Annotated in this window: 19 protein-coding genes and 2 other annotated features (1 of these 21 cut by a window edge); of the genes, 18 read left to right on the top strand and 1 reads right to left on the bottom strand. The window is 30.1% G+C overall.

Going from position 1 to position 25283, the window contains the following annotated elements:
• Window positions 1-128: a binding site (T-box leader), on the top strand (it extends 79 nt beyond the left edge of the window).
• Between the two features lie 66 nt (window positions 129-194).
• The 9 genes from serS (at window position 195) to L1S46_RS16865 (ending at window position 12103) form a co-directional block, all read left to right on the top strand.
• On the top strand, window positions 195-1472 hold the full coding sequence (gene serS, locus L1S46_RS16905; RefSeq protein WP_077830460.1) for a serine--tRNA ligase: 1278 nt from the start codon (window positions 195-197) through the stop codon (window positions 1470-1472).
• A gap of 351 nt (window positions 1473-1823) precedes the next feature.
• Window positions 1824-2057, top strand: coding sequence for a DUF2249 domain-containing protein (locus L1S46_RS16900; RefSeq protein WP_238900487.1), 234 nt, complete (start codon window positions 1824-1826; stop codon window positions 2055-2057).
• 40 nt (window positions 2058-2097) lie between these two features.
• A complete protein-coding gene (locus tag L1S46_RS16895; RefSeq protein WP_171788634.1) occupies window positions 2098-2736 on the top strand; it encodes an MBL fold metallo-hydrolase in 639 nt (212 codons plus the stop codon).
• 218 nt (window positions 2737-2954) lie between these two features.
• Complete coding sequence (locus L1S46_RS16890; protein WP_171788633.1) at window positions 2955-3710, top strand: DUF438 domain-containing protein; 756 nt, start codon at window positions 2955-2957, stop codon at window positions 3708-3710.
• Between the two features lie 297 nt (window positions 3711-4007).
• Window positions 4008-5711, top strand: a complete 1704-nt coding sequence (gene hcp, locus L1S46_RS16885; protein WP_077830463.1) for a hydroxylamine reductase — start codon at window positions 4008-4010, stop codon at window positions 5709-5711.
• A 1192-nt stretch (window positions 5712-6903) separates the two neighbouring features.
• A complete protein-coding gene (locus tag L1S46_RS16880) occupies window positions 6904-8727 on the top strand; it encodes a sulfite exporter TauE/SafE family protein (protein WP_171788631.1) in 1824 nt (607 codons plus the stop codon).
• A 330-nt stretch (window positions 8728-9057) separates the two neighbouring features.
• Window positions 9058-10317 carry a S8 family peptidase gene (locus tag L1S46_RS16875; protein ID WP_238900486.1) on the top strand — a complete coding sequence of 420 codons (1260 nt, stop codon included), beginning with the start codon at window positions 9058-9060 and terminating at the stop codon, window positions 10315-10317.
• 126 nt (window positions 10318-10443) lie between these two features.
• On the top strand, window positions 10444-11673 hold the full coding sequence (locus tag L1S46_RS16870; protein WP_077830466.1) for a cell wall-binding repeat-containing protein: 1230 nt from the start codon (window positions 10444-10446) through the stop codon (window positions 11671-11673).
• Between the two features lie 73 nt (window positions 11674-11746).
• Entirely contained in the window at window positions 11747-12103 is a 357-nt protein-coding gene (locus tag L1S46_RS16865) for a hypothetical protein (RefSeq protein WP_065415882.1), read from the top strand.
• A gap of 242 nt (window positions 12104-12345) precedes the next feature.
• Here L1S46_RS16865 and L1S46_RS16860 read toward each other — a convergent pair whose 3' ends face one another.
• On the bottom strand, window positions 12346-13380 hold the full coding sequence (locus tag L1S46_RS16860; RefSeq protein ID WP_077830467.1) for a LacI family DNA-binding transcriptional regulator: 1035 nt from the start codon (window positions 13378-13380) through the stop codon (window positions 12346-12348).
• Between the two features lie 446 nt (window positions 13381-13826).
• On the opposite strand from L1S46_RS16860, the gene L1S46_RS16855 reads away from it, so the two are divergent.
• The 9 genes from L1S46_RS16855 (at window position 13827) to L1S46_RS16815 (ending at window position 25279) form a co-directional block, all read left to right on the top strand.
• On the top strand, window positions 13827-15119 hold the full coding sequence (locus L1S46_RS16855) for an extracellular solute-binding protein (RefSeq protein ID WP_238900485.1): 1293 nt from the start codon (window positions 13827-13829) through the stop codon (window positions 15117-15119).
• A 162-nt stretch (window positions 15120-15281) separates the two neighbouring features.
• The gene (locus tag L1S46_RS16850; protein ID WP_238900484.1) at window positions 15282-16322 is read left to right on the top strand and encodes a sugar ABC transporter permease; all 1041 of its coding nucleotides are present in this window, start codon (window positions 15282-15284) and stop codon (window positions 16320-16322) included.
• Complete coding sequence (locus L1S46_RS16845) at window positions 16322-17179, top strand: carbohydrate ABC transporter permease (protein ID WP_077868650.1); 858 nt, start codon at window positions 16322-16324, stop codon at window positions 17177-17179. The genes L1S46_RS16850 and L1S46_RS16845 overlap by 1 nt, the downstream gene beginning before the upstream one ends.
• Window positions 17180-17300: 121 nt before the next feature.
• Window positions 17301-19673 carry a glycoside hydrolase family 31 protein gene (locus tag L1S46_RS16840; protein WP_238900483.1) on the top strand — a complete coding sequence of 791 codons (2373 nt, stop codon included), beginning with the start codon at window positions 17301-17303 and terminating at the stop codon, window positions 19671-19673.
• 34 nt (window positions 19674-19707) lie between these two features.
• Complete coding sequence (locus tag L1S46_RS16835) at window positions 19708-21372, top strand: alpha-glucosidase (RefSeq protein WP_238900482.1); 1665 nt, start codon at window positions 19708-19710, stop codon at window positions 21370-21372.
• A gap of 217 nt (window positions 21373-21589) precedes the next feature.
• Window positions 21590-22477 carry a DUF1002 domain-containing protein gene (locus L1S46_RS16830; RefSeq protein ID WP_017211448.1) on the top strand — a complete coding sequence of 296 codons (888 nt, stop codon included), beginning with the start codon at window positions 21590-21592 and terminating at the stop codon, window positions 22475-22477.
• 131 nt (window positions 22478-22608) lie between these two features.
• Window positions 22609-22666 (top strand) — a sequence feature (sodium ion sensor (DUF1646 type); this cis-regulatory element may regulate processes involved in with the transportation of sodium ions).
• A 128-nt stretch (window positions 22667-22794) separates the two neighbouring features.
• On the top strand, window positions 22795-23985 hold the full coding sequence (gene nhaA / locus L1S46_RS16825) for a Na+/H+ antiporter NhaA (RefSeq protein ID WP_238900481.1): 1191 nt from the start codon (window positions 22795-22797) through the stop codon (window positions 23983-23985).
• A gap of 184 nt (window positions 23986-24169) precedes the next feature.
• Entirely contained in the window at window positions 24170-24376 is a 207-nt protein-coding gene (locus tag L1S46_RS16820) for an alpha/beta-type small acid-soluble spore protein (RefSeq protein WP_011968779.1), read from the top strand.
• 537 nt (window positions 24377-24913) lie between these two features.
• Window positions 24914-25279, top strand: coding sequence for a metalloregulator ArsR/SmtB family transcription factor (locus L1S46_RS16815; protein WP_011968780.1), 366 nt, complete (start codon window positions 24914-24916; stop codon window positions 25277-25279).
• Window positions 25280-25283 lie beyond the last annotated feature (4 nt).

The following is a 25283-nucleotide window of genomic DNA, read 5'->3' as shown; positions in this document are numbered from 1 at the left end:
TCTTTCCACTTTTGGAGCTGTGCGTGATAAATGCAAAGGTTAGTAACCTATATAATACTAGTGTCGAGGGGCTGGTTGTAATATTAACCAGCAATTTGGGTGGCAACGCGGATTATTCCGTCCCAATTATATATTGGGATGGTTTTTTTATTTTTTGAAATAATAATATATATATTTAATCAGGAGGGAAAAAAATGTTAGACATTAAATTCGTAAGGGAAAATCCAGAGATTGTTAAACAAAACATAAAAAATAAGTTTCAAGATAATAAGTTGGGGTTAGTAGATGAAGTATTAACTTTAGATATTGAACTTAGAAAAGTTAAGCAAGAAGTAGAAGCTTTAAGAGCTGATAGAAATAAGTTATCAAAACAAATTGGTGGCTTAATGGCTCAAGGTAAAAAAGAAGAAGCTGAGGAAATAAAGAAAAAAGTTAATGCGGATTCAGAAAGAATGGCTGAGTTAGACGTTAAAGAAAAAGAACTAGAAGAAAAAGTTAAAGTTATCATGATGACTATTCCAAACATAATAGATCCAAGTGTTCCAATTGGTAAAGATGATAGCGAAAATGTAGAAGTAGAAAAGTTTGGTGAACCAGTTGTTCCAGATTTCGAAATTCCATACCATACAGATATTATGGAAAAATTAAGTGGTATTGATTTAGATAGTGCTAGAAAAGTAGCTGGTAATGGTTTCTATTACTTAATGGGAAATATAGCTAGACTTCACTCAGCTGTAATTTCTTATGCAAGAGACTTTATGATAAATAGAGGATTTACATATTGTATTCCACCTTTTATGATTCGTAGCCAGGTTGTAACTGGAGTTATGAGTTTTGCTGAAATGGATGCTATGATGTACAAAATTGAAGGTGAAGATTTATACTTAATAGGAACAAGTGAACATTCTATGATTGGTAAATTTATAGATACAATATTACCAGAAACTTCACTTCCTCAAACTTTGACTAGTTACTCACCTTGCTTTAGAAAAGAAAAAGGGGCACATGGTATAGAAGAAAGAGGAGTATACAGAATTCATCAATTTGAAAAGCAAGAAATGGTTGTTGTATGTAAGCCAGAAGACAGCATGACTTGGTATGATAAAATGTGGAAAGATACAGTAGATTTATTCCGTTCTTTAGATATACCAGTAAGGACTTTAGAATGTTGCTCAGGTGATTTAGCAGATTTAAAAGTAAAATCAGTAGACGTAGAAGCATGGTCTCCAAGACAAAAGAAATACTTCGAAGTAGGAAGCTGTTCTAACTTAGGGGATGCACAAGCACGTCGATTAAAGATTCGTGTAGATGGTAAAGATGGAAAGTACTTTGCTCATACATTGAATAATACAGTAGTAGCACCACCAAGAATGCTTATTGCATTTTTAGAAAACAATCTAAATGAGGATGGTTCTATAAATATTCCAGCAGCATTACAACCTTACATGGGTGGAATGACAGTAATTAAATAGAATAAGATTGACCAGATATATTTAAATTTAGAAAGACAACAAATCAATGGGGTATTAAGCTCATTAATTTGCTGTCTTTTTCATACAGTAAAATATTATTAAATATTTTCAATAATATTTTTAGTAGTGGATTAAGATATTATACATGGTAGCGATTAAGAATTATAAGAATAGTTTACATAATATTACTTTAATATAAAAACAAGAATTCTAAAGAAATTGAAATATATACACATAAAAGCAAAAGTTACTGACACTGTGATATAAATCACGCTAAAAATCCAGTACAATGGTTATAATATTATCATCTAAGAAGAAGTTTAGATAATAATATTAAGGGAGGAATTAATTATGTCAAGTTTTGCTGTTAGTATAGATGTTAGAATTTATGAAAGAGGTCATAAAAAGGAGATTATATTTAAAGCCTTTGAAGAGCTTGAACAAGGTGAAACAATGGAGCTTATAAATGATCATGATCCTCGTCCACTTTATCAGCAGTTTATAGTTAACCTTCCAGAACACTTTGAGTGGAAATATTTAGAGCAGGGACCTGAAATATGGAGAATAGGTATCACAAAGAAATAAGGCACATTCAATAAGATAGAAAAGGAGTTGTTTTTATAATATGCCATTTATAAGTCAAGATTTATACCAATTTAATAGCTATGTTGAACCAATTAACCTTACATTTCATCAATATTTGTTATTAGGGGATGAACCATTATTAGTTCATACAGGTAACGTTATGCAGGCAGAAGCTTTGCTACCAGACTTAAAAGATGTACTTAATGGTAAAGAGCTAAAGTATATTTTTATTTCACATTTTGAAGCAGATGAATGTGGAGGATTATCATTAATATTAGAACATTTTCCTAAAGCTAAAACAATTTGCTCTGAAGTTACAGCGCGTCAGTTAAATGGTTTTGGAATAAAAGCAGAAATTATTACTAAGAAAGCAGAAGAAACTTTAAATACTGATAATTATGAATTAGAGTTTATCAATTACCCTTCGGAAATGCATCTTTGGGATGGATTATTAGTTATAGAAAATAAACGTAGGATATTTTTTAGCAGTGATTTGATGTTTGCGCTGGGAAAAGAAATAGGCACAGTAAAAGAATCTGATTGGAATACAGAAGTAAACAGCATTAGGCAAGAACAAATACCAGACAATAATAAGCTGGAAGATTTAAAAGAAACTTTAAAAAAGTTAAAGCCTGACCTTATAGCTACAGGCCATGGGCCATGTCTTAAACTAAAATAAAATAAAATAAAGGTTATATTTAAGAAACAAATCAATTTATTCTTAAATATAACCTTTTTTCTTTAAATTTAACGTTTAATATTCTAATGGTAATTCTTTTATAACTTAAATATTTGAAATTTTGATTTAAATCACATTATTATAATAAAAATTTAAGTAGAATTAGGTCATAGAGATACTGAATATATAAATTTATATATCCATAGGAGGATTTTGAGATGAATAATACCAAAATACAAAGTTTGACTGAAGTTTTACAAAAATTAAATAAAGATGGAATAACAGATACATTAAGAAAAGAAGCATTGGAGATTGTGTCTGACATAAATCCTATTGAGCTTTCAATAGCGGAGCAAAATTTAATAGAAGAAGGAATGAATCCACAGGATTTAAGGCATCTGTGTGATATTCATATGGAAGTTTTAAGAGGAGAACTTGATAAAATAAAGAATAAAATTGAACCAGGGCATGTTGTATACACATTTATTGCAGAACATGATAAAATTCTTGGATTTTTAAAAGAACTTGAAGATATTAATTCAAAGATTCAAAAATTAGAAAGCTATGATAGCAATTTAATTGAATTTGAAGAATTAATAAAGGTTATTGATAATATATTAGATGCAGAAAATCACCATAAAAGAGAGGAAGAAGTGCTTTTCGCTGAGATGGAAGATAGAAAAATTACAGGACCAACAAGAATTATGAGAATGGAACATGATGATTTAAGAGCAAAAAAAAAATTTTTGAAGCAAATAGCAACAGAAGTATCTAAATTAAAATTTATTGAATTTAAAGAAAAAGTTGATGAAACTGCAAAATATATTATATTCAATTTGAGAGATCATATATTTAAAGAAAATTATATATTATACCCTACAGCAGTGGAAGCCATAACTGAAAAGGATGTATGGAATAGTATGAAGACACGATGTGATGAAATAGGATATTGTAGTTTTACACCAGAATCATAATTCCTATAAATATAATCTTCATATAGTAGGAATAGAAAAGGCAGCAAACTAGCTGTCTTTTTATTTTTGAAATTGCGTAACTATTGTTACAGATTTAAGTAGAGTATTTTAGTAATATATATCTGTAGCACAGAGCTAATATAGAAATTAAAAAATATTAATTTTATTTTAGTAACGTATGTTACAGAAATGATACTTGTAATATAGTAAACTCTAAATTGTCAAAGTTAAGAGAGATTAACAAGAAATTATTAATTATTTATATAAAAAGAAAAATAGGAAATAGGAGGACATAATATGTCAATGTTTTGTTATCAATGTCAAGAAACAGCTGGATGTAAGGGCTGTACTAAAGTAGGGGTATGCGGTAAGGATGAGTATGTAGCAAAGGCTCAAGACTTATTAATATATGTAACTAAAGGACTAGCTATAGTAAGTAATGAAGGAAGAAAAGTTGGAGTTAAGGATAGTAAGGTTGATAAATATATAACAGAAAACTTATTTACAACAATTACAAACGCTAATTTTGATAGAGATTCTATTTTAGATAGAGTTAAAGAAACTTTAAAATTAAGAGAGGAATTAAAAGCTAAAGTAATTAGCTCTGGTGGTAAAGTTGGAGAAGTAAAAGTAACTGGTGGTTTCTTCAAGAAAATATTCGGAATGCAAACTACAGAAATGATTATGCCAGAAGCAGCCACTTGGACAGCTGACAATACAATAGAATTTGATGAAAAAGCAGAAAAAGTTGGAGTTCTTGCAACTGAAAATGAAGATATAAGAAGTTTAAGAGAGCTTATAACTTATGGATTAAAAGGATTATCTGCTTACATGAAGCATGCGATGAACTTAAAATACAACAACGAAGAAGTTCACGCATTTATGGCGAAAGCATTAGCTGCTACAATAGATGATTCTTTAACTGTTGATGACTATGTAGCTTTGGCATTAGAAGCAGGTAAATTTGGTGTAGATGGTATGGCATTACTTGATAAAGCAAATACTGAAAGCTACGGACATCCAGAAATAACAACAGTAGATATTGGAGTTAGAACTAATCCAGGAATATTAATTTCAGGACATGACTTAAGAGACTTAGAAATGTTACTAGAGCAAACAGAAGGAACTGGAGTAGATGTTTACACTCACGGAGAAATGCTTGCTGGACAATACTATCCAAAATTTAAAAAATATAGTCATTTTGCAGGAAACTATGGTAATGCATGGTGGAAACAAAAAGAAGAATTTGAAAGCTTCAATGGAGTAATCCTTATGACTACTAACTGTATAGTTATACCAAAGGATTCTTATAAGAACAGATTATTTACAACAGGTGCTACAGGAATGCCAGGATGTGCTCATATAGAAGCTAAGGCTGATGGGACAAAAGATTTCTCTAAAGTTATAGAAATGGCCAAGAAATGTAAAGCTCCTACAGAAATAGAAAAAGGACAAATAGTTGGTGGATTTGCTCATAACCAAGTTTTAGCTTTAGCAGATAAGGTGGTAGATGCAGTTAAATCTGGTGCTATAAAGAGATTCTTTGTAATGGCAGGTTGTGATGGAAGAGCTAAATCAAGAAACTACTACACAGAATTTGCAGAAAAATTACCAAAAGATACAGTTATCTTAACTGCAGGTTGTGCAAAATATAAATACAACAAATTAAACTTAGGTGATATTGGTGGAATCCCAAGAGTATTAGATGCAGGACAATGTAATGACTCATATTCATTAGTTGTAATAGCACTAAAGCTTCAAGAAGTATTTGGATTAAAGAGTGTAAATGAATTACCTATTTCATACAACATAGCTTGGTATGAACAAAAAGCTGTAATAGTATTATTATCATTATTACACTTAGGAGTTAAAAACATTCACTTAGGACCAACACTTCCAGCATTCCTTTCACCAAATGTTGCTAAAGTATTAGTGGACAACTTCGGAATTGGTGGAATCACTAATGTAGAAGATGACATGAAGATGTTTATGGAAGCATAAAAATAATTTGTGGCAAATTACAATGGTAAATAAAATAAGTTCGATCAAATAAGGAAACACCCTATTTAATAATCTACAATATATTTAAAGTATATAATCCTAGTAGCATGATTGCTGCTAGGATTTTTTTAAATGCTTTTAAAAGAATTTATTTTAATTTTTAATATCCTTTTAAGGATGAAGCAGATATTCAGCGATCTATTTTCACTAATAGAGAAATTTTCATATTTTTATAGATTCATAGTTTTATATAAAAATATGAAAAAATATAAAAATAAATATATGTTTATATATTCCTATAAACATTTTTTTCTATATAAATATGAAAATATATAAATATTTATAGGAAACATCAGGGCTAAGAGAGTAGAGAAGACTAAATAATAGAAAAACTACTTAGTTGCTGAGTAAAATGAGTTTTTAATATTTAAAGCAATTTTGAGCGCCTAAATAGTGTTAAGTATTATGCAAAGAATCTTATCATAAATTATTTTTCAAATATTCATAAAGACAAAAAACCATAGATAAACCTATCATACAATAAGTTTATCTACAGTCCTTAAATAAAGAAAATAACAATCAAACCTTATTGCAACAGACTAACATAATTGCAATTTTCGCGTAACCCTACAATAACTAATCAATTATAGAAAACTCTAACTATAGGATTGCATCTTTATTTCTCAAGTTAAGTCTTTTGACTCTATATTGAGAAGGCATATTCATTCTTGAATATTTAATGCTTAACTGCTAACTTCTTTATAATCTTAATGTGCCCCTAATTATGTAGCCAATACTATGAAGTTAATAGTTATACTGGAAATTTATCTTAATAAATTTATCAAATGGTAGATTATTTTTTACACATAAAATTTATAAGTTTATGTTAATTTATTAAATACATGATAATGCAATATTAGTGAGAAATTATATGGGGTAAAAATTATGTATAATATTTTAGTAATTGAAGATGAAAAAAGTGTATCAGAAGTTTTTAAGGCATATTTTGAAAGATAAGGATAAGGAGTTTATTCAAATATATTTATAAAAGTGTGCAGAAGAATTTCTGTACTTTTTTTTATATCCTCATAAAATCTTCATAACTTTATATTATAATCTATATATGTAATTTGAGTTATGGTTTAAAATGCATCACTGTCTATAATAAGCAGCGATTTATTAGGAGGAGATTATGAGTAGTATTAAGAGGGAGAATATTAAAGTTTATGATATGACATGTACGTCTTGCGAAAATAGAGTGGAAAGAGCTTTAATGAAAATTGATGGAGTTTTAAATGCTATGGCTAGCTATAGTGCACAGCAGGTAACGGTTGAATATGATAGCAGGCTTTGTAGTATGGAACAATTAAAAGAAGCTATTAATAAGGCGGGTTATAGTACAAAAAATTCGGTTAGCTTAAAATTTGCAGGCTTTTTAGTTATAGCAGCAGCAGTCTTACTTCTTGGGAATTCAACGGCAGGATTTGATATGAGTGCTAAGTTAAATAATGCGTCTTATGTAGTGTTATTTATTGTTGGAATGCTTACATCTATACATTGTGTTGGTATGTGTGGTGGAATAATGCTTACACAAAGTTTATCTAAAAATAGTATTATAGACGAGAAAGAGAATAAATTTAAAGCTTTAAAGCCTTCAATTTTATATAATGCTGGAAGAGTAACCTCATATACAATTATAGGAGGTATTGTAGGTGCATTAGGCTCTGTTTTATCGCTATCACTTAATGTAAAAGCTGGATTGCAAATATTTGCAGGATTATTTATGGTAATAATGGGATTAAATATGACAGGCTTTTCTTTATTTAGAAAGCTTAATATTAAGCTGCCATGGTCATCTTGCAAAATTAAAAATAAACCTAAGGCTCCGTTTTTAGTTGGTATGTTAAATGGGTTAATGCCATGCGGTCCACTTCAGACAATGCAGCTTTATGCATTAGGTACCGGTAGTGCCATAAATGGAGCAATATCAATGTTTTTATTTTCACTCGGAACAGTTCCTTTGATGCTTATATTTGGTGCTGTATCAGGTTTTTTAAGTAAGGGATATACGAAACAACTTTTAAAATTTAGTGGGATTTTAGTAGTAGTACTTGGATTAATAATGGGGAATAGGGGATTAGCTCTTGCTGGAGTTGGAATTCCAAATGCTAGTACACTAGCACAAAATTTTTCTGGAGATGGAGCTCAAGCCGCGCAATCCAATATAGGTAAGGCGACGATAGAAAATGGAGTTCAAGTAATTAGAATGACAGCAGATAATAATGGATATACTCCTAATGCATTTTACGTACAAAAAGATATGCCTGTTAAGTGGATAATTACAGGAAATCAAATAAATTCTTGTAATAATGCAGTAGTAGTGCCATCACTTAACATCCAAAAAACATTAAAATCTGGAGAAAATGTTATAGAATTTACACCTAAAGACGGGGACATAAACTTTAGCTGTTGGATGGGAATGATAAGAGGGATAATTAAAGTTACAGATAATCTTGATTCAGTGGATACATCGAAAGCAGATTCATCAATTCCGGCTCCTAGTAGTGGTATGAGTTGTTGTACAGGAACATCAGCAAGTAATACTCCTCAAGCTCCAAGTATATATGGCAATGATTTAAGTAAAGTTTCTACTGATAGGTTAATTAAAAAAGCTAATATTTCAGGAGACACCCAAAATCTAAGTATAAAGGGAACTGGTTATGAATTTGAACCACTTGTAGCAGTTCTACAAAAAGGCATAAAGACTAAACTTTCTGTAGATCTTAATTCCTTTGATAAGGCTGATGGAGTTTTCATAATATATAATGCAGATAGTGGAGACGAGGTAACTACTTTTACAGGTAGAAAAGATGTAGTAAATGTGGAATTTAATATAGACAAGAGTGGAACATACGTAATTGTTAAAGACAATGTAGTTGCAATGGGAATAGAAGTTACAGATTCATTAAAAACTGTAAATTTAGATGAAGTTCGTAAGAAACTTATAAATGAATAAAGAATAAATGAGAATTAGGGCTGGTATATAGCAAGTTAATGTATATCAGCCTTTTTTTCGTTTAGTTAAGATATGTATTAAAGATATTTATTATAAGCAGATAATATATGTTGCAATTCACAATTACAGCTAAAATTCTTGCAATATTTTTAGAGTTATGATGAAGAATTATTTGTGGAATATATATACAATGAAAAATAAAGAATTTCACAAAAGCAACACAATTATAATGTATTATTATTTAACAATTAGATAAATACAGTTTATAAAAGGTATTATTGTTCATAATTAAAGATATTAGCAAGTAACTATGATTAAAGGAGGTTTTTTATGAGAAGTAAGTTAGCTAGATTTATAATAATTGCAGCTTCAATATTTACATTAGTTTCTGTTTCGGATTACTTACCTAGAAATAATGGCATGAATAGTACGAGTAATAGTGTAAGCAATTTTGTAAAATCACTAAGAAGCGGTGATTTAGATAGCCTTCTAAGTAGTGTGAAAGATATAATAAGTGTTGATAAAAATAATAATAATAAATATAACTTAGTGTCACCAAAAGATCTAGAACAATACATTTTAAATGAAATTGGTGATATAAAAGGGATTAAAATAATCAATGAGCCTAAAATTATAAAAATAATAAAGCCAATACAGAAGACTCCGGTAAAAAATGATTTTAAATTAGGCGAGATAAATGAAAATACTAATAAAGCTGTAAATGATCCTGGATATAAGTATGAGTGGGATATAAGCTATACAGAGGCGGATAAAGCATGGCCTCTAATAAAACAAAAAAGAGAAATTAATGTAGCGGTTTTAGATACAGGAGTAGATTACACACATCCAGATTTAAAAAATAGAGTATTAAAGAGCAAGGGGTATAATTTTGTAGATAATAATTCTGATACTATGGATGACAATGGTCATGGTACTCATGTATCAGGAATAATAGCTGCAAATGCTAATGACAATATTGGTATAGCAGGAATTGATGGGACATTAAATGTAAAAATAATTCCGATAAAAGTATTAGATAGTAATGGGGAAGGGGAGATAAATGATATAGTTAAGGGGATTAAGTATGCTGCAGACAACGGAGCTGATATAATCAATTTGAGTTTTGGAGCTAATGAGAAGAGTAAATTAATTGCAGAAGCAATAAGTTATGCTAAGAGTAAAGGAGCATTTGTTGTAGCTGCGGCTGGTAATGATAATGAAGATAGTGATAATATCAGTCCAGCTGGAGACGGAGCTTTTACAGTAGCTGCAATGAGTTATAATTATAAAAAGGCCTCGTTTTCTGATTATGGTAATTGTATAAAAGTTTCAGCGCCAGGAGTAGAGATATTAAGCACGGTTCCAGGTGGCTACGAGGCATGGGATGGAACGAGTATGGCAGCACCAGTAGCAACAGGAATAGCAGCTATGGTTAAAGCAGAAGATCCTAATTTATCTCCAAGCCAGATTGAAGATGTTTTAGATAGTACTACTAAGGATATTATGTCCAAAGGTAGGGATAAGCAATCAGGATATGGACTTATAGATGCGTATAATGCTATCAAAAAAGTGAAGCAATTAGAAAAGTAATATAGATGAAGTTAATTTTAAAGAAGTTAATCAATAATTTATATAATGGTTAGCTTCTTTTTTGTTTTATGACAAAATATAACTTGTAATCATACTATATATTAAAAAGTTTTAGGAGAAAAATCAATGAATGATGCTTTGAAAAGTTGTCCTTTTACACTAAATACTACTAGAATTTGTGCTGATGATGAATTAGATACTTCTATAGAAATATCTAAAATTGGTTTTAATAATATGAGACCAAATGCTGTCATTTTAGTCAATAAAGATGAAGTTTTTGATGGAATTGCAGCAACATCCTTAGTACATTTTCCAATTAATGCATCACTTTTATTTACTGATGGTAATAGTTTAAATGAAAAAACCTTAGGAGAAATTGAGAGATTATCCCCTAAGGGATATAATGGAGTACAAGTAATTTTAGTCGGTAATATTTCTAAAAATGTATCTTTTGCATTAAACGATCATGGTTATAGAACAAAGCATATATCGGGTCGCAATTATTACGAGACTGCATGTATAATATCTAGAATAAGAAAAGAATTTAATAATATTCTTATAATTTCAGGGGAAGATTATTCAGAAGGAATTATTACGGGTTATTGGTCGGCACATCATGGAGATCCTATTCTATTTGTACAAAGAAACAGAATTCCTAATTGTACTATTGATATAATCAAGAAAATGAATGATATCAATATTTATATAATTGGTTCAACTAAAACAATATCAAAAGATGTTGAATACTATTTGTCGGGATTAGATAATGTTAAAAAGGTAGACAGAATTGGGGGGGAAAATCCATACGAAATAGCAGTTAATTTTTCTAGATATAATGATACGAAAACTGATTTTGGGTGGGGACGAAATTATAGAGGAGGTCATGCTTTTACGTTTGGACAACTTAATGAGCCAATGAAAATTATTGCTAGTGTAGTATTTGCTCATATGGGAAAACATACTCCGCTTCTTTTAATTGAAAAAGATAAAATACCAGAAGTGGTAAATAGATATATTAACTTAATTAAACCTATACAGCCCAAAGGAATGCCAAAGCCTCCATTTATGCACGGTTTTATATTAGGGGATGTTTCAAATATAAGTTATAAAGCACAAAAAATGATTGAAGGAATGCTTTCTATTGATCAGCACATGATGGATAATGAAAATATGGAAGGTATGACGGGGAAAATGAAAGATAATGTTATGAATGCTGATAAAGAAAATATGATAATAAATAATGGTATGCAAGATATGAATGAAAATATAAAACATGATTCTATATATGACAAGGATTATATATTTGAATGGAGGAATTTGGGCTATAGAAAAGTTAATGTAGACGAAATACTATAATTTTGGGCTATAAATTATCACAATCCTTCTTGGTTTTGAATAAAATAATATTTGGAAGGAGATGGTTTAAAGAATGGATGTAGAAAAAGATAACTACAGAGATTTAAGAGGCCTATATGATAATTGCAAAAAATACATGTATTACGGAGCAACTTTAATAATGACAGATGGAAGTACATTTGATGGAATCATTGAAAATGTAGATGGAGATAATGTTTGGGTATTAATTGGTGAAGACGTAATAGATAAAGAGAATGAGGGAAATTCTAATCAGCAACGGCAATATGGAAGATATGGCTATAACCCTAGATTTAGACGTTACAGACGTAGAAATTTCCCACTTTCTGCTTTGGCAGAAGTAGCTTTGTTGCCTTATATCGCTCCACCAGTACCTTATCCTTATTATCCGTACCCTTACTATCCTTATTAGAGATATACTTAAAGAAGAAGCCTAATAGATAAAATATATAACTTTGTTAGAAACATGTGCATTTATAATATTGTGTAGGCAATTGTTTGATAAGAACAATTGCCATTTGTACTAATAAGCATAATGCAGGATTCTACAAATATCTATATTTTCAAAAATCATTATAACCATCAGATTTATTTAAAAAATGAGCTAAATAAATAGTTTAACGTGAACTATTTGATGTTTTCTAAGTTTGTCAGCTATTTTAAATTAGATAATTGTCCCACGGATTGACGTTCGACTAGTTCCACATCTAAAGTTATTTTGTTGTTGGATACAGAACCATTTTCTATATACTCTATGAGTAGATTTACAGCTTTTGTTGCCTTGGACTCTATATCCTGAGAAATTGTAGTAAGCTTTGGTGTGACATAAACGGATGGTAGAAGATTATCAAAACCAATAACTGATAAATCATTAGGAACAATTTTTCCGTTCAATTTAGCTCCTTCAATTATACCAATTCCCATAATATCGGCCGTTGTAAATACAGCAGTAACATCAAAGTCTTTATTACATATAGACCTGCCTAAATTGATACCAACTTCGTAGTTAGGCTCAACATCGACTATGAGATTTTCATTAAACTCAATATTAGATTCTAATAAGGCATCTTTATATCCTTCAAGTCTTTTTATAATCTGAGGAATTGGAATATCATCTTTATGACATGGCCCTGCAAATAGAATTTTCCTATGTCCATTGTTTATAAGATAGCGAGTAGCTATATAGCCGCCTTTATAATCATTTATACCTACACTTATTATGTTATCAATTTCTGAATAACTATCTAGAAAGACCATTGGAAGTTTATTTTCCTTTAATATTGAATAGATAAGATTGTCATAGTCAGGCATTAAAAATATAGCACCATCCATATTCCAATTTTTAAGCAATGCAGATATATCTGAAACATCCTTAACTGAGCGAACCATTAAATAGTATCCGTTTTCACGAACTACATTTTGTATAATACCAAATAATTCACTAATATAAGGATCTTTAAACAAATTATTAAATGAACCCTTAATGGGAACTATAACTCCTATAATTTTAGAGGATTTAGCTGTCAAGCTTCGTGCAGTTAGATTAGGAACATAATTATATTTTTGTATTATCGTTTCTATTTTTTCTATAGTCTTTTTTGATACTTTTGAATGATTTCCATTTATTACATTTGATACTGTCATGATACTGACACCAGCTTCAGCTGCGATATCTTTTAGTGTAACCATAATTGCCTCCTAGTTTACCGATATACTATTATGAAGATAAGTGTATATAGATAATATTAATATATATTACATATTATTGCAATGAGAGCATATGCATTAATAATAAGAATTAACGTATGGAAAAGATACTTCATGACCTTTAAGTATAAGAAAAGTAAAGTATTTAGAGTAGGTTTAAACAGTAGGTTTACGAAATGTTAAATGCTTGAATAAACAAAAGAAAAGTACTAAGAATTCTTAAGCTATTAAATTAGCTATATATAGTATTAAATATAAAAAATGTAGATAATTGAGGTAAAAATGCCTATGAAAACGATTGACAGAAAAAAGAAACAATGTTAATCTTATCATATAGTTTAGCGCTAAACATAATGACTCGAAGATAGGCATAATAATATAAATATAAATCATATTAATCTAAATAAATGTATATGAGGTGAAAAGATATGAGGAAAAAAGTGTTAGCAGCATTACTTGCAAGTACTATGGTAATTGGTTCTTTATCAGGCTGTGGAAGTAGCTCGAGTCAAGCTAGTTCTGATTCTAAAACATCAACTGGGAATAGTGAAGCAATTCGCTTCGTAAATACTAAAATTGAGATTGATAAGCCACTAAAAGAATTTGCAAAAAAATATCAGGAGAAAACTGGACAAGAGGTAGATATTGAATCTCTTGGAGGTGGAGTAGATGTTAATGGACAGTTAAAGAATTATTTAGCAGCAGGAAATATGCCAGATATATATGCGTTTGGACCAGATTCGTATGTTTCATTTAAAGATTATTTAACAGACTTAAGTGATCAAGCATGGATAAAAGATACTGATTTTGCATTTAAGGGTGATGACGGTAAGGTATATGGATTTCCATTTGCAATTGAAGGTATTGGATTAGTGTATAATGCGGATATATTGAAGAAGGCTGGGATTGATCCAAAGACTTTAACAAACATCAATGCTTATAAAGAAGCGTTCAAAAAAATTGATGGAATGAAAGATCAGCTAGGTATTCAAGCGGTTGCATCAGTAGCAGCAGAATCAGGACAAATGTATTGGTCAACTGGTAATCATATCATGGGGGCTTATTTATCAGAAGGACTAGATAGAAAAGATAAAAAATATATTGATATGTTGAATAAAGGACAATTAGACGATGATCGTTTTGGGGAATTTGCGGATTATGTAAAATTATTATTTGATTATGCAGACAAGACTGTTTTAATATCAGGTACTTACGATGATCAGTTAGCATTATGGGCAAAGGGAAAAACAGCTTTTATTACTCAAGGAAATTGGATAGATCCTTCTTTAGCAACATATGATGTGAAGTTTGATTGCGGAATTGCGCCACCAGCATTTACTACAAAAGATACCCCAGGTATTTTAGCAGATGCGCCAGCTTATTGGGGGATTTATAAAGATAGTAAAAAAATAGATGCGTGCAAAGAATTTCTTAAAGCTTTTGTCTCTACAGAAGAAGGGCAAAAATGTTTGATAAAAGATAGTGGAATGGTTTCACCATTTAAGACAAGCACTATTGAACCAGACTTACCTTTAGCAAAGAGCGAGAGCAATTATATTAAAAATAATCAAACTTATGCATGGGATTGGACACATATGAAAGATGGTATTGCAATGAATTCTACAGGACCTGTTTTTGAATTATATGCTAAAGGCCAATTAGATAAAGATGGATTTACAAAAGCAATGAAGAAAGCAGTTGCAGATTATATGGCAAAATAATAACTGTAGTATAAATTATATAGGTTACTTGCAAATAGAGTAGCCTATATTAATTCTATTTTTCGTACAGGTGAAATATTAAAAGGGGGGAAAGCATAAGCGCAAAGTATGGGCAATTACAACAATGATTATAATAATCATTCAAGTTTAGGAGGAAAAAGCATGAATACAAATATAAAAAGATTGCTTTCAATCGGAGTAATGTTGTTTGGCATTTTAGCCATGGCTTTTGCACTATATCTAGATATTATGGGTAGTAAAAACACGATACGTGGAACTATATTAATTGTAGGTGCTTTATTAGTGATTTTAGGCTTATATAGTTTTCCAACTAAGAAGCATAGAATGATAATTAATATGCTATTTCTATTTCCATTGCTATTTGCATTTTTTATAACTGTGTTAATACCATTTGTATGCGGTGTTTTTTATTCCTTTACTAACTGGAATGGGATTAAGTTTACGGAATTTGTTGGATTAGGCAATTATATCAGTATGTTTAAATCTGAGGACTACGTATATTCATTTATAGTAACTTTTATTTTTACAGTTGTTAATATGATTCTTGTAAATTCGGCAGCGTTTGCATTAGCATTATTTTGCACATCAAAAGTAAAAGGAAAGAATTTTTATCGTGCAGCTTTCTTTATACCAAATTTAATTGGAGGAATTGTACTTGGTTATGTGTGGCAGTTTATTTTTAATAAGGTATTCACAGTCGTAATAAATGGTAGTGCGTCTATGCTTACAAACCCTAATTTAGCATTGATGGCAATTTTAATAGTTAGCACTTGGCAATATGCAGGGTACATTATGATGATTTATGTTACAGGATTACAAAATGTTCCTCAAGATATTCTTGAGGCATCTAGTGTAGATGGTGCAAGCGGCTGGGTTACACTGTTTAAAATTAAGATTCCAATGATTGCTAATACATTTACAGTTTGTATATTTCTAACATTGGTTAATTCGTTTAAGCAGTTTGATTTAAATTTAGCAATAACTAATGGTGCTCCTAGTAGAATTTTAAATGGAAATATTGTTCAATCAACAGAGTTTTTAGCTCTTAATATTTATAATACTGCAATTGGCAAAAATCAATATGCTCTTGGACAAACTAAGGCGGTTGTATTCTTTATTATATTGGCAGTTGTATCATTAACTCAGGTATATATAAGTAAGAAGAAGGAGGTAGAAGTATAATGAAGTCGATAAAAACAAGAAGTATGATTGGAGAGATTATTGGAATTATACTTGCTCTTATAATTCTTTCACCATTTATTTTAGTGATTTTAAATTCAGCTAAAACAAGTGCAGATATTGTAATCAGCCCTCTTTCTATTCCTAATAAATGGGGACAGATGTTAACAAACTTTAAAAATGTAATACACAACGATAGCTTTAATTATTGGAAATCTTTTTTTAGTTCATTATTTATTACAATCGTTTCGTTGGCTCTATTGTCTCTTTTTTCATCCATGACAGCATGGGTACTTTGCCGAAATAAGAGAAAATGGTCTGGATTTATTTTTATGCTTCTTGTGGCAGCTATGGTTATACCTTTCCAAGTTGTTATGCTCCCTTTACTTTCCACATTCAGAAATATATCTAATTTTCTGGGAATTCAAATGCTGCAAAGTTATCAAGGTGTCATATTTGCTTACCTAGGATTTGGTGGAAGCATGTCCGTATTTATACTTCATGGTTTTATAAAAGGAATTCCACGTGAATTAGAAGAAGCAGCATGGATTGATGGCTGCAGCCCAGAAGGAACTTTCTTTAGAATCATTTTTCCTCTATTAAAGCCGGTTCAAATGACAATTTTGATTTTAAATGGAATTTGGATATGGAATGATTATCTATTACCATCATTAATGCTTGGGTTAAATGGTAAAATAAAAACTCTTCCAGTAGCAGTAAGTGCCTTTGTAGGATCCTACGTAAAGCAATGGGACTTAATTCTTTCAGCTGCATTTTTAGCAATGATACCAATTATCATCTTATTCTTATTTGCTCAAAAGCAGATAATTAAAGGTATAGTAGATGGCGCAATTAAATAAGTAATAAATTTATAAAATAATAGATAGTCGAAGTAAAAGATATTATTAATGAAAATCTTAAGTGGATTTTTGGGAATAAAAGCATTTTTAGAAAATGTTGAAACAATGGAGGTACTAGTGTATGGGAAAATATCAGGAAGAAAAAATGAAATTTGGTAAAATGCTAAATCATAAAATCGAAAATAACGTAATCAATATTAGATTCCAAGAGAAAGCTGTTTTTATAAAAGTATTGAATTCGTATATAATTAATTTCTTTGTGCCTTTACATAGGGAGGAAAGAAATTCTAAAGCAGTTGAAAATTTAAAAGATGATTATTATGATTTTCAGGTTGAAAATATAACAAATGGAATTCAGGTAACCACAGAAAAATTAGTTTGCAAGATTTATGATGAATTTAAAGTAGATATTTATGACAAGAAAGGAACATTGCTCTGCGCAGATTATAGAGGTGAAAGTAAGCCTTTTAAAAGAAGATATGGTGATTATATGCTTGCAGAATCAGAAGGGCATTCTCTTAGGGAAGAATCTGATTACAAGGTATATGTTTCAAAAAGAATGGAAGAAGAAATGTATTTCTATGGTTTTGGAGAGAAGACAGGGCATTTAAATAAGAAAGGATATCATTATGTAAATTGGAATACAGATAATCCAAAGCCCCATGGAGAAACATTTGATAGGCTTTATAAGTCAATTCCATTTTTTGTTGGGTTGAGTAAAGATAATGCATTTGGAATATTTTTTGACAACCATTTTGAGACTCATTTTGACATGGGAAAAGATAATTCTGAATATTATTATTTCGCTGCAGTTGATGGGAATTTAGATTATTATTTTATTTATGGTCCATCAGTTAAAAATGTTATCAAAGGATATACTGAAATTACTGGGAATATTCCTTTACCACAAATATGGACTCTTGGTTATCAGCAATGCAGATGGTCTTATGACTCAGAAGAAAGACTCATGGAAATTGCAAGCACTCTTAGAGAAAAGGAGATACCTTGCGATACATTATATTTAGATATAGATTATATGGATGGCTATAGGGTATTTACGTGGGATAATGAAAAATTTCAGAATCCAGAAGTAATGATTAAAAAATTAAATAACATGGGATTTAAAGTGGTAACTATAATAGACCCAGGAGTTAAAGTTGATAAAGGATATAAGATCTATGACGAAGGGCTCAGAAAAGGGTATTTTGCAACAGACAAATCAGGTATAACATATGTAAATGAAGTTTGGCCAGGAGATGCTGTTTATCCTGATTTTTTAAATTCAAAGGTTAGAGATTGGTGGTCAGGAAATCAAAAGATAATGATAGATTCAGGTGTGAGTGGAATCTGGAATGACATGAATGAACCTGCAAGCTTTAGAGGGCCGTTACCAGATGATGTCATGTTTAATAATGATGGAATTACAGTTAATCATAAAGAAGCTCATAATGTATATGGCCATATGATGGCTAAGGCTACTTATGATGGAGTTAAAAAAGCAACTGGGAAGAGACCTTTTGTAGTAACAAGAGCGTGTTATGCAGGAACTCAAAAATACTCAACTGTGTGGACAGGAGACAATCAAAGTACATGGGAGCACTTAAGAATGTCAATTCCAATGCTTATGAATCTAGGACTTAGTGGGATGGCTTTTTGTGGAACTGATGTAGGAGGATTTGGATACGATTGTACTGGAGAATTATTAAGTCGATGGGTTCAAGTTGGAGCATTTACTCCACTTTTTAGAAATCATTCTTCTATGGGAACAAGAGATCAAGAACCCTGGGCATTTGATAAAGATACTGAGGAAATCAATAAGAAGTATATAAAATTACGATATAAGCTAATTCCATATATATACGACATGATGTGGGAGTGTAGTAAGAATGGAGCACCACTTATAAGGCCGCTTTTATTTAATTATCAGAGTGATAAAAATACTTATGAAATTAATGATGAGTTCCTTTGTGGAGATAATATTTTAGTTGCACCAGTTGTTGAGCAAGGATTAAAAGCTAGAAGCATATATCTTCCTGAAGGGGAGAATTGGATAGATTATTGGACAAAAGAAGAATATAAAGGTGGACAATATATAATTAAAAAAACTCCGTTAGACCTATGTCCGATATTTATTAAAGGAGGAACATCAATTCCAGTAGGGCAAGTACAAAATTATATTGGTGAAAAACAGTCTAATTCATTAACTATAGAAGTTTATCTATCTAATGATAATTCTGATACCGAATATAATCACTATGTTGATGATGGAGAAAGTTTTAAATATGAATTAGGAGAATTTAATAATTATAAAATTAAAGTAGTCAATAAGGAGAAAATCGAAATAAAAATTGACTTGATAAATTATAGATATGATGACAAATATGAAAATATAGAATTCATCGTTCACAATTTAAATAAGAAAACGTTAGTCATAAATGGAGAAACAGTGGAAGTTATAAATGGCAAGGCGTTTATAGCTAATCCAGCAAGATAAATATATTCAATACTAATTTAGGAGGTTTTACGTTATGAAGAAATGGTGGCATGACAAGGTAGCATATCAAATATATCCAAAAAGTTTTTGTGATTCAAATGGAGATGGAATAGGTGATTTAAAGGGGATTATCAGTAAGCTTGATTATTTAAAAGACCTGGGAGTGGATATAATTTGGCTATCACCAATTTATTGTTCTCCTTTAGTAGATCAAGGTTATGATATATCTGATTATTATAATATTGATCCAAGGTTTGGAACTATGGAGGATATGGATGAACTTCTAAGGCAAGCAAAAAAAAGAAACATGTATATATTAATGGATTTAGTAGTCAACCACTGCTCAGATAAGCATGAGTGGTTTAAGAAATCATTGGATGATCCAGAAGGAGAATATGCAGATTATTTCTATATTCGTGAAGGTAAAGGTGATAATCCTCCTTGTAATTGGCGCTCTTACTTTGGCGGAAGCGTATGGGAAAAGATACCTAATACCAATAAATATTATCTGCATTTATTTGCAAAAGAGCAGCCAGACTTAAATTGGGAAAATCCGAAACTAAAAAATGAAATATTTAAGATGGTTAACTGGTGGCTTGAAAAAGGATTAGCAGGTTTCAGAATTGATGCCATTATTAACATAAAAAAGGATTTAAGATTTCAAGACTTTCCAGCTGATAGAGAAGATGGACTTTGCAGTATAGATAGAATGCTAGAAGCAGCAGAAGGCGTAGGGAACATGTTACATGAGTTAAAAGAGAAAACCTTCGAAAAATTTGATGCATTTACAGTTGGAGAAGTTTTCAACAGAAAAGAAGGAGAACTTGATAAATTTATAGGTGAAGACGGATACTTCTCTTCTATTTTCGATTTTGAGATGGAAGTCTTGGGAAAAAGTGAATTTGGTTGGTATGATAATAAACCTTTTTCAATTAACGAGTTAAGAAAAGCTATTTTTAACAGTCAATTAGAGGCAAGTGGAGTAGGCTTTAAGGCTAATATTATTGAAAATCATGATGAGCCGAGAGGCGTAAGTAGATATATTCCTGAACAAGACTTAAATGATAGAAGCAAGAAAATGCTTGGGGCAATATCGCTTATGCTTAGAGGAATACCGTTTATTTATCAGGGGCAAGAGATTGGAATGACAAATAACAAATTCAATTCCATAAAAGAATTTGACGATATTGCAACAATAGATCAATATAATGTAGCTATTGAAAAAGGATATAGTAATGAAGAAGCACTAGAAATTATAAATATATTTAGCAGAGACAATGCTAGAACACCGTTCCAGTGGAGTGGAAGTGAAAATGCAGGCTTTACAACTGGCAGGCCTTGGCTTAAAGTTAATGAAAATTATAAAGTTATTAATGCAAATTCACAAATTGAAGATGAGGAATCAGTATTAAATTTTTATAAGAAGCTCATAAATTTAAGAAAGTCAGAAGAATTTAAAGATGCCCTAGTATACGGAGAATTCGTACCGACATTTGAAGAATATGATAACTTGTTTGCTTTTTATAGACAAGGAGAATCTAAGAAATTAATGATACTTGCAAATTACCAAAAGGAAGAGCGGATTATTGAGTTAGATAAACAATATGTTAAAGTGTTAATCAATAATTGTGAAGAAATAAAGAAAGATAAGAATAAAATCATATTGCAAGGATATCAAGTACTTATTCTTGAAGTTTAGTAAAGGTAATATGCTTACGGTATAAAATTGAATAAATATAATGGAATTCTCTCCAAAAGACCTGGAGAGAATTCTTTATTGCATACTAAAATATTAATATAAAAGTAATATAATAATAAATAAAACTTAATTATTTTTGTGCTATAATGGACGGGAATAAAGGAATTTAATCTTTGGACATAATTTATAGCATAATAATATAAGGAGAATAGAAAATATGAAATTCAAATCATTTATATCAAAAGCAATTATTTCATCTTTAACTTTGAGTTTGTTTTTTACTTCAGTTACAGGAAGACAGGCGTTTGCAGATTCATTTAAATCTGTTACGTTAGGAGCTGATTTAAGCGATGCTCAAAAGGCAGAAATGTTAAAATATTTTGAAGTAACAAAAAGTGATGCTAATGTATTAGAGGTAACATCAAAGGAAGAACATTCATATTTAGGTAAAGTTGCAACAGAAGCTCAACTTGGTAATAAAGCAATATCATGTTCTTATGTGGAACCGACTGAAAAAGGAGGAATAAATGTTACTACAAACAATCTTACTTGGGTTAATGACGGCATGATAAAAAATGCGTTGATTACAGCAGGAGTAGAAAATGCCAATGTAAAAGCATCTGCGCCATTTAAAGTGTCAGGAACTGCTGCACTTACAGGAATATTAAAAGGCTTTGAAAACAGCAGTACAGGAAAAAAGATTGATGAAAATAAAAAAGAAGCAGCTAATGAAGAATTGGTTACTACAGGAGATATCGCAGAGAAGATAGGGCAAAATGATGCTAGTAATTTAATGAATGACATAAAAAAAGATGTAGTAAAGGAAAAACCAAAAACAGATGAAGAATTAAATAAGATAGTAGATAAGGCTGTTAAAGACTATAAAGGCAATTTATCAGATGATGATATAGCTAAAATTAAAGATGTAATGAGTAAAATAAATTCATTAGACCTTAACTATAATAATTTAAAAGCGCAGATGGACGATGTAACGAATCAATTAAAAGATAAGCTAACAAGCAAAGAAGCACAAGGTTTTTTTGATAAGTTAGAAAAAATGTTCTCTGATTTTTTAAGTTCAATTAAAGGTGCATTTTCTAAGTAACAGATTAAAAGTTCATATTAGTATAATTTAGTTAAAGTAAGAAAATGTGGATTTTAGTTACCATTCTTGAGTATTATAGTAATATATGATATAATTATTAATAAGAAATAAATGAATATATTAAGTTGTACGGTTGGGCAAATTTTATAATTTGCTTTCAAGCAATTTTAGTTTCTGGGGTGGGAAACTCTTTTTGAGTATTCCCACCTCTTTTTTGTATAGATTTTTAATAAATTAATGGTTAAATAAGAGACTAAATTAATATCTTATTTTTGCTGATTTTGGGGAATAAATAATTATGTGAAGGAGAGTAAAGTATGAAAAACAAAATTAAAAATCCATTCTTGCAATTCTTTAAGAATGAGTCTTCGAGTGGAATAGTGCTGATGTTTTGTGCAATTATTGCAATAATAATTGCAAATTCAAATTTTTCTAGTATGTATAATAATATAATTCATACTTATATAACTATTGGGTATAAGGATTTTTCTTTATCTATGTCAATTTTGCATTGGATTAATGATGGGTTGATGGCTATATTTTTTTTGGTAGTTGGAATGGAGATAAAGAGAGAAATAGTATTTGGAGAACTCAAGTCTTTTAAGAAAACTATATTGCCTGTATCAGCAGCTATAGGTGGAATGGTCGTGCCAGCTATAATCTATGTGCTATTCAATTTTAACCAACCGACTATAATAGGATGGGGAATTCCAATGGCTACAGATATTGCGTTTGCATTAGGAATACTTTCTTTGGTTGGTAAAAAGGCACCAAAAGGAATAATAATTTTTCTTACAGCATTAGCTATAGTTGATGATTTGGGAGCTATTATAGTAATTGCTATATTTTATACAAGTGAAATTTCATGGATTGCATTAATCTTAGGTTTGATTATTTTTTTAGCGATTATCTTGGCTAATAAACTTAATGTTAAGAATAAATGGCTATATATTATTTTTGGAATTGCGTTATGGATTTGTTTCTTAAAATCTGGAGTACATGCGACAATTGCTGGAGTATTACTTGGAATGGGATTACCTATAGGAAAAAATATGGAGGGATTTAGAACATCAATTTTATATAGATTTGAGCATGTTCTAACGCCATTATCTTCATTTATAATTATGCCAATATTTGCATTGGCGAATTCAGGCATAACTATAGATATTAATAGTTTATCAGCAGCAATAATGAATCCAGTCAGTCTAGGTATAATTTTTGGATTATTTATAGGAAAACAAATTGGTATTTTTGGGGCTTCGTATATTTTAGTGAAATTAAAAATTGCAAAATTGCCATCTAAAGTAACTAAGAGGCATTTATATGGAGCAAGTGTACTTGGCGGAATTGGATTTACTATGTCACTTTTTGTTTCATCCTTGTCATTTACAGAGGAAAGTGCTTTATCCATGGCTAAAATAAGTATTATAATCGCCTCTATTTTATCTGCTGCATTTGGAGCTGCAATATTTAAAATAATAAAATTTAAAAATGAAGAACGAGTGTAGTATAAATTTCATGAAAAATTAAAACTTATTTTTCTAAGAATAAAGACAAAGGAAGAATAGTTAAAGATTTGTAATACAAGCCATCTGTGCTAGTTTTGTTAAGATTTTTATAGGTTATATTTTGTGATAGTGGTTAAGATATTACTGCCAAACAAAATCAAAAATTTAAGGGAGGTAGATTTATATGGCTTCAAAAAATAGTGGAACAAACAGAACATTGGTACCAGAAGCAAAGCAAGGATTAAACAGATTAAAAACAGAGGTTGCTTCAGAAGTTGGATTAAGCAATTATGAAAGCATGGATAAAGGAAACCTTTCTTCAAGACAAAACGGTAGCGTTGGTGGAGAAATGGTAAAAAGAATGATAGAAAGCTATGAACAAGGACTATAGAAGATAAATAAAAGCAGATGTACTGAGTTTATTCTCAGTACATCTGTTATTTAGATTACATACATTCAATGTAAAAAGCAAAATTTTACTTTAGCAACGAGTTCCTTTATTAATGATAAATTTAATTTTTAATAATTATATATATTGCAAAAATAATTCGTCATCATAATTCTAAAGATATTGTAAGAATCTTAGCAGTAATTGTGAATTGTGAAATGAGCATTGTAAATTGCGATATATATGAGTATATAATTTTATATAACTTCGGCATAGTATGTAAACAATAAGTATTGAGCTTATTGTTTTTTTATTCTTTAGGAATTTATATTTCAGTGAAATCTGTGGATGACTTAAAAAGGTTGATTAAATAGTTTTGGTATTTTAAAAAGAATAAAATCTCTGTTTCCACAGTCGCCTGTGATTTTTTTATTGGAAAGGCTGAAAATTATTCTCATTTCTATTGACAAAATAAAGTAATGTCGAATATAATAAACATATGAACAGATATTCATATGTTCAAACGAAGAGGTGAAGAGTATGGAAAATAATAATATTGAAGTTTGTAACTGCACTATAATTCATGAAGATATAATTAATAAGGTTAAGGAATCTATACCAGAGGAAGAAACACTTTATGATTTAGCAGATTTATTTAAAGTGCTTGGGGATTCAACAAGAATAAAAGTATTATGTGCATTATTTGAGGCTGAAATGTGCGTCTGTGATATAGCAGCATTGCTTGGCATGACTCAATCTGCTATTTCACATCAATTAAGAGTTTTAAAACAAGCAAGATTAGTGAAATATAAAAGAAATGGTAAGGTAGTCTACTATTCACTAGATGATGAACATGTTAAAAGTATTTTTGATCAAGGGTTGATTCATATATCTGAGAAAAAATAAGTTT

Origin of the sequence: Clostridium sp. YIM B02500 (assembly GCF_022324665.1) — a bacterium.
GTDB classification, from domain to species: Bacteria; Bacillota; Clostridia; order Clostridiales; family Clostridiaceae; genus Clostridium; species Clostridium beijerinckii.
Note: the sequence above shows the minus strand (reverse complement) of the source record. Positions and strands in the feature narration are given on the sequence as shown.

Coding starts and splice junctions, on each gene's coding strand:
- serS (WP_077830460.1), top strand. CDS start 195: ATGTTAGACATTAAATTCGTAAGGGAAAATCCAGAGATTGTTAAACAA.
- nhaA (WP_238900481.1), top strand. CDS start 22,795: ATGAAAAACAAAATTAAAAATCCATTCTTGCAATTCTTTAAGAATGAG.
- L1S46_RS16880 (WP_171788631.1), top strand. CDS start 6,904: ATGAGTAGTATTAAGAGGGAGAATATTAAAGTTTATGATATGACATGT.
- L1S46_RS16840 (WP_238900483.1), top strand. CDS start 17,301: ATGGGAAAATATCAGGAAGAAAAAATGAAATTTGGTAAAATGCTAAAT.
- L1S46_RS16830 (WP_017211448.1), top strand. CDS start 21,590: ATGAAATTCAAATCATTTATATCAAAAGCAATTATTTCATCTTTAACT.
- L1S46_RS16845 (WP_077868650.1), top strand. CDS start 16,322: ATGAAGTCGATAAAAACAAGAAGTATGATTGGAGAGATTATTGGAATT.
- L1S46_RS16855 (WP_238900485.1), top strand. CDS start 13,827: ATGAGGAAAAAAGTGTTAGCAGCATTACTTGCAAGTACTATGGTAATT.
- L1S46_RS16850 (WP_238900484.1), top strand. CDS start 15,282: ATGAATACAAATATAAAAAGATTGCTTTCAATCGGAGTAATGTTGTTT.
- L1S46_RS16895 (WP_171788634.1), top strand. CDS start 2,098: ATGCCATTTATAAGTCAAGATTTATACCAATTTAATAGCTATGTTGAA.
- L1S46_RS16875 (WP_238900486.1), top strand. CDS start 9,058: ATGAGAAGTAAGTTAGCTAGATTTATAATAATTGCAGCTTCAATATTT.
- L1S46_RS16820 (WP_011968779.1), top strand. CDS start 24,170: ATGGCTTCAAAAAATAGTGGAACAAACAGAACATTGGTACCAGAAGCA.
- L1S46_RS16865 (WP_065415882.1), top strand. CDS start 11,747: ATGGATGTAGAAAAAGATAACTACAGAGATTTAAGAGGCCTATATGAT.
- L1S46_RS16900 (WP_238900487.1), top strand. CDS start 1,824: ATGTCAAGTTTTGCTGTTAGTATAGATGTTAGAATTTATGAAAGAGGT.
- L1S46_RS16890 (WP_171788633.1), top strand. CDS start 2,955: ATGAATAATACCAAAATACAAAGTTTGACTGAAGTTTTACAAAAATTA.
- L1S46_RS16815 (WP_011968780.1), top strand. CDS start 24,914: ATGGAAAATAATAATATTGAAGTTTGTAACTGCACTATAATTCATGAA.
- L1S46_RS16860 (WP_077830467.1), bottom strand. CDS start 13,380: ATGGTTACACTAAAAGATATCGCAGCTGAAGCTGGTGTCAGTATCATG.
- L1S46_RS16835 (WP_238900482.1), top strand. CDS start 19,708: ATGAAGAAATGGTGGCATGACAAGGTAGCATATCAAATATATCCAAAA.
- L1S46_RS16870 (WP_077830466.1), top strand. CDS start 10,444: ATGAATGATGCTTTGAAAAGTTGTCCTTTTACACTAAATACTACTAGA.
- hcp (WP_077830463.1), top strand. CDS start 4,008: ATGTCAATGTTTTGTTATCAATGTCAAGAAACAGCTGGATGTAAGGGC.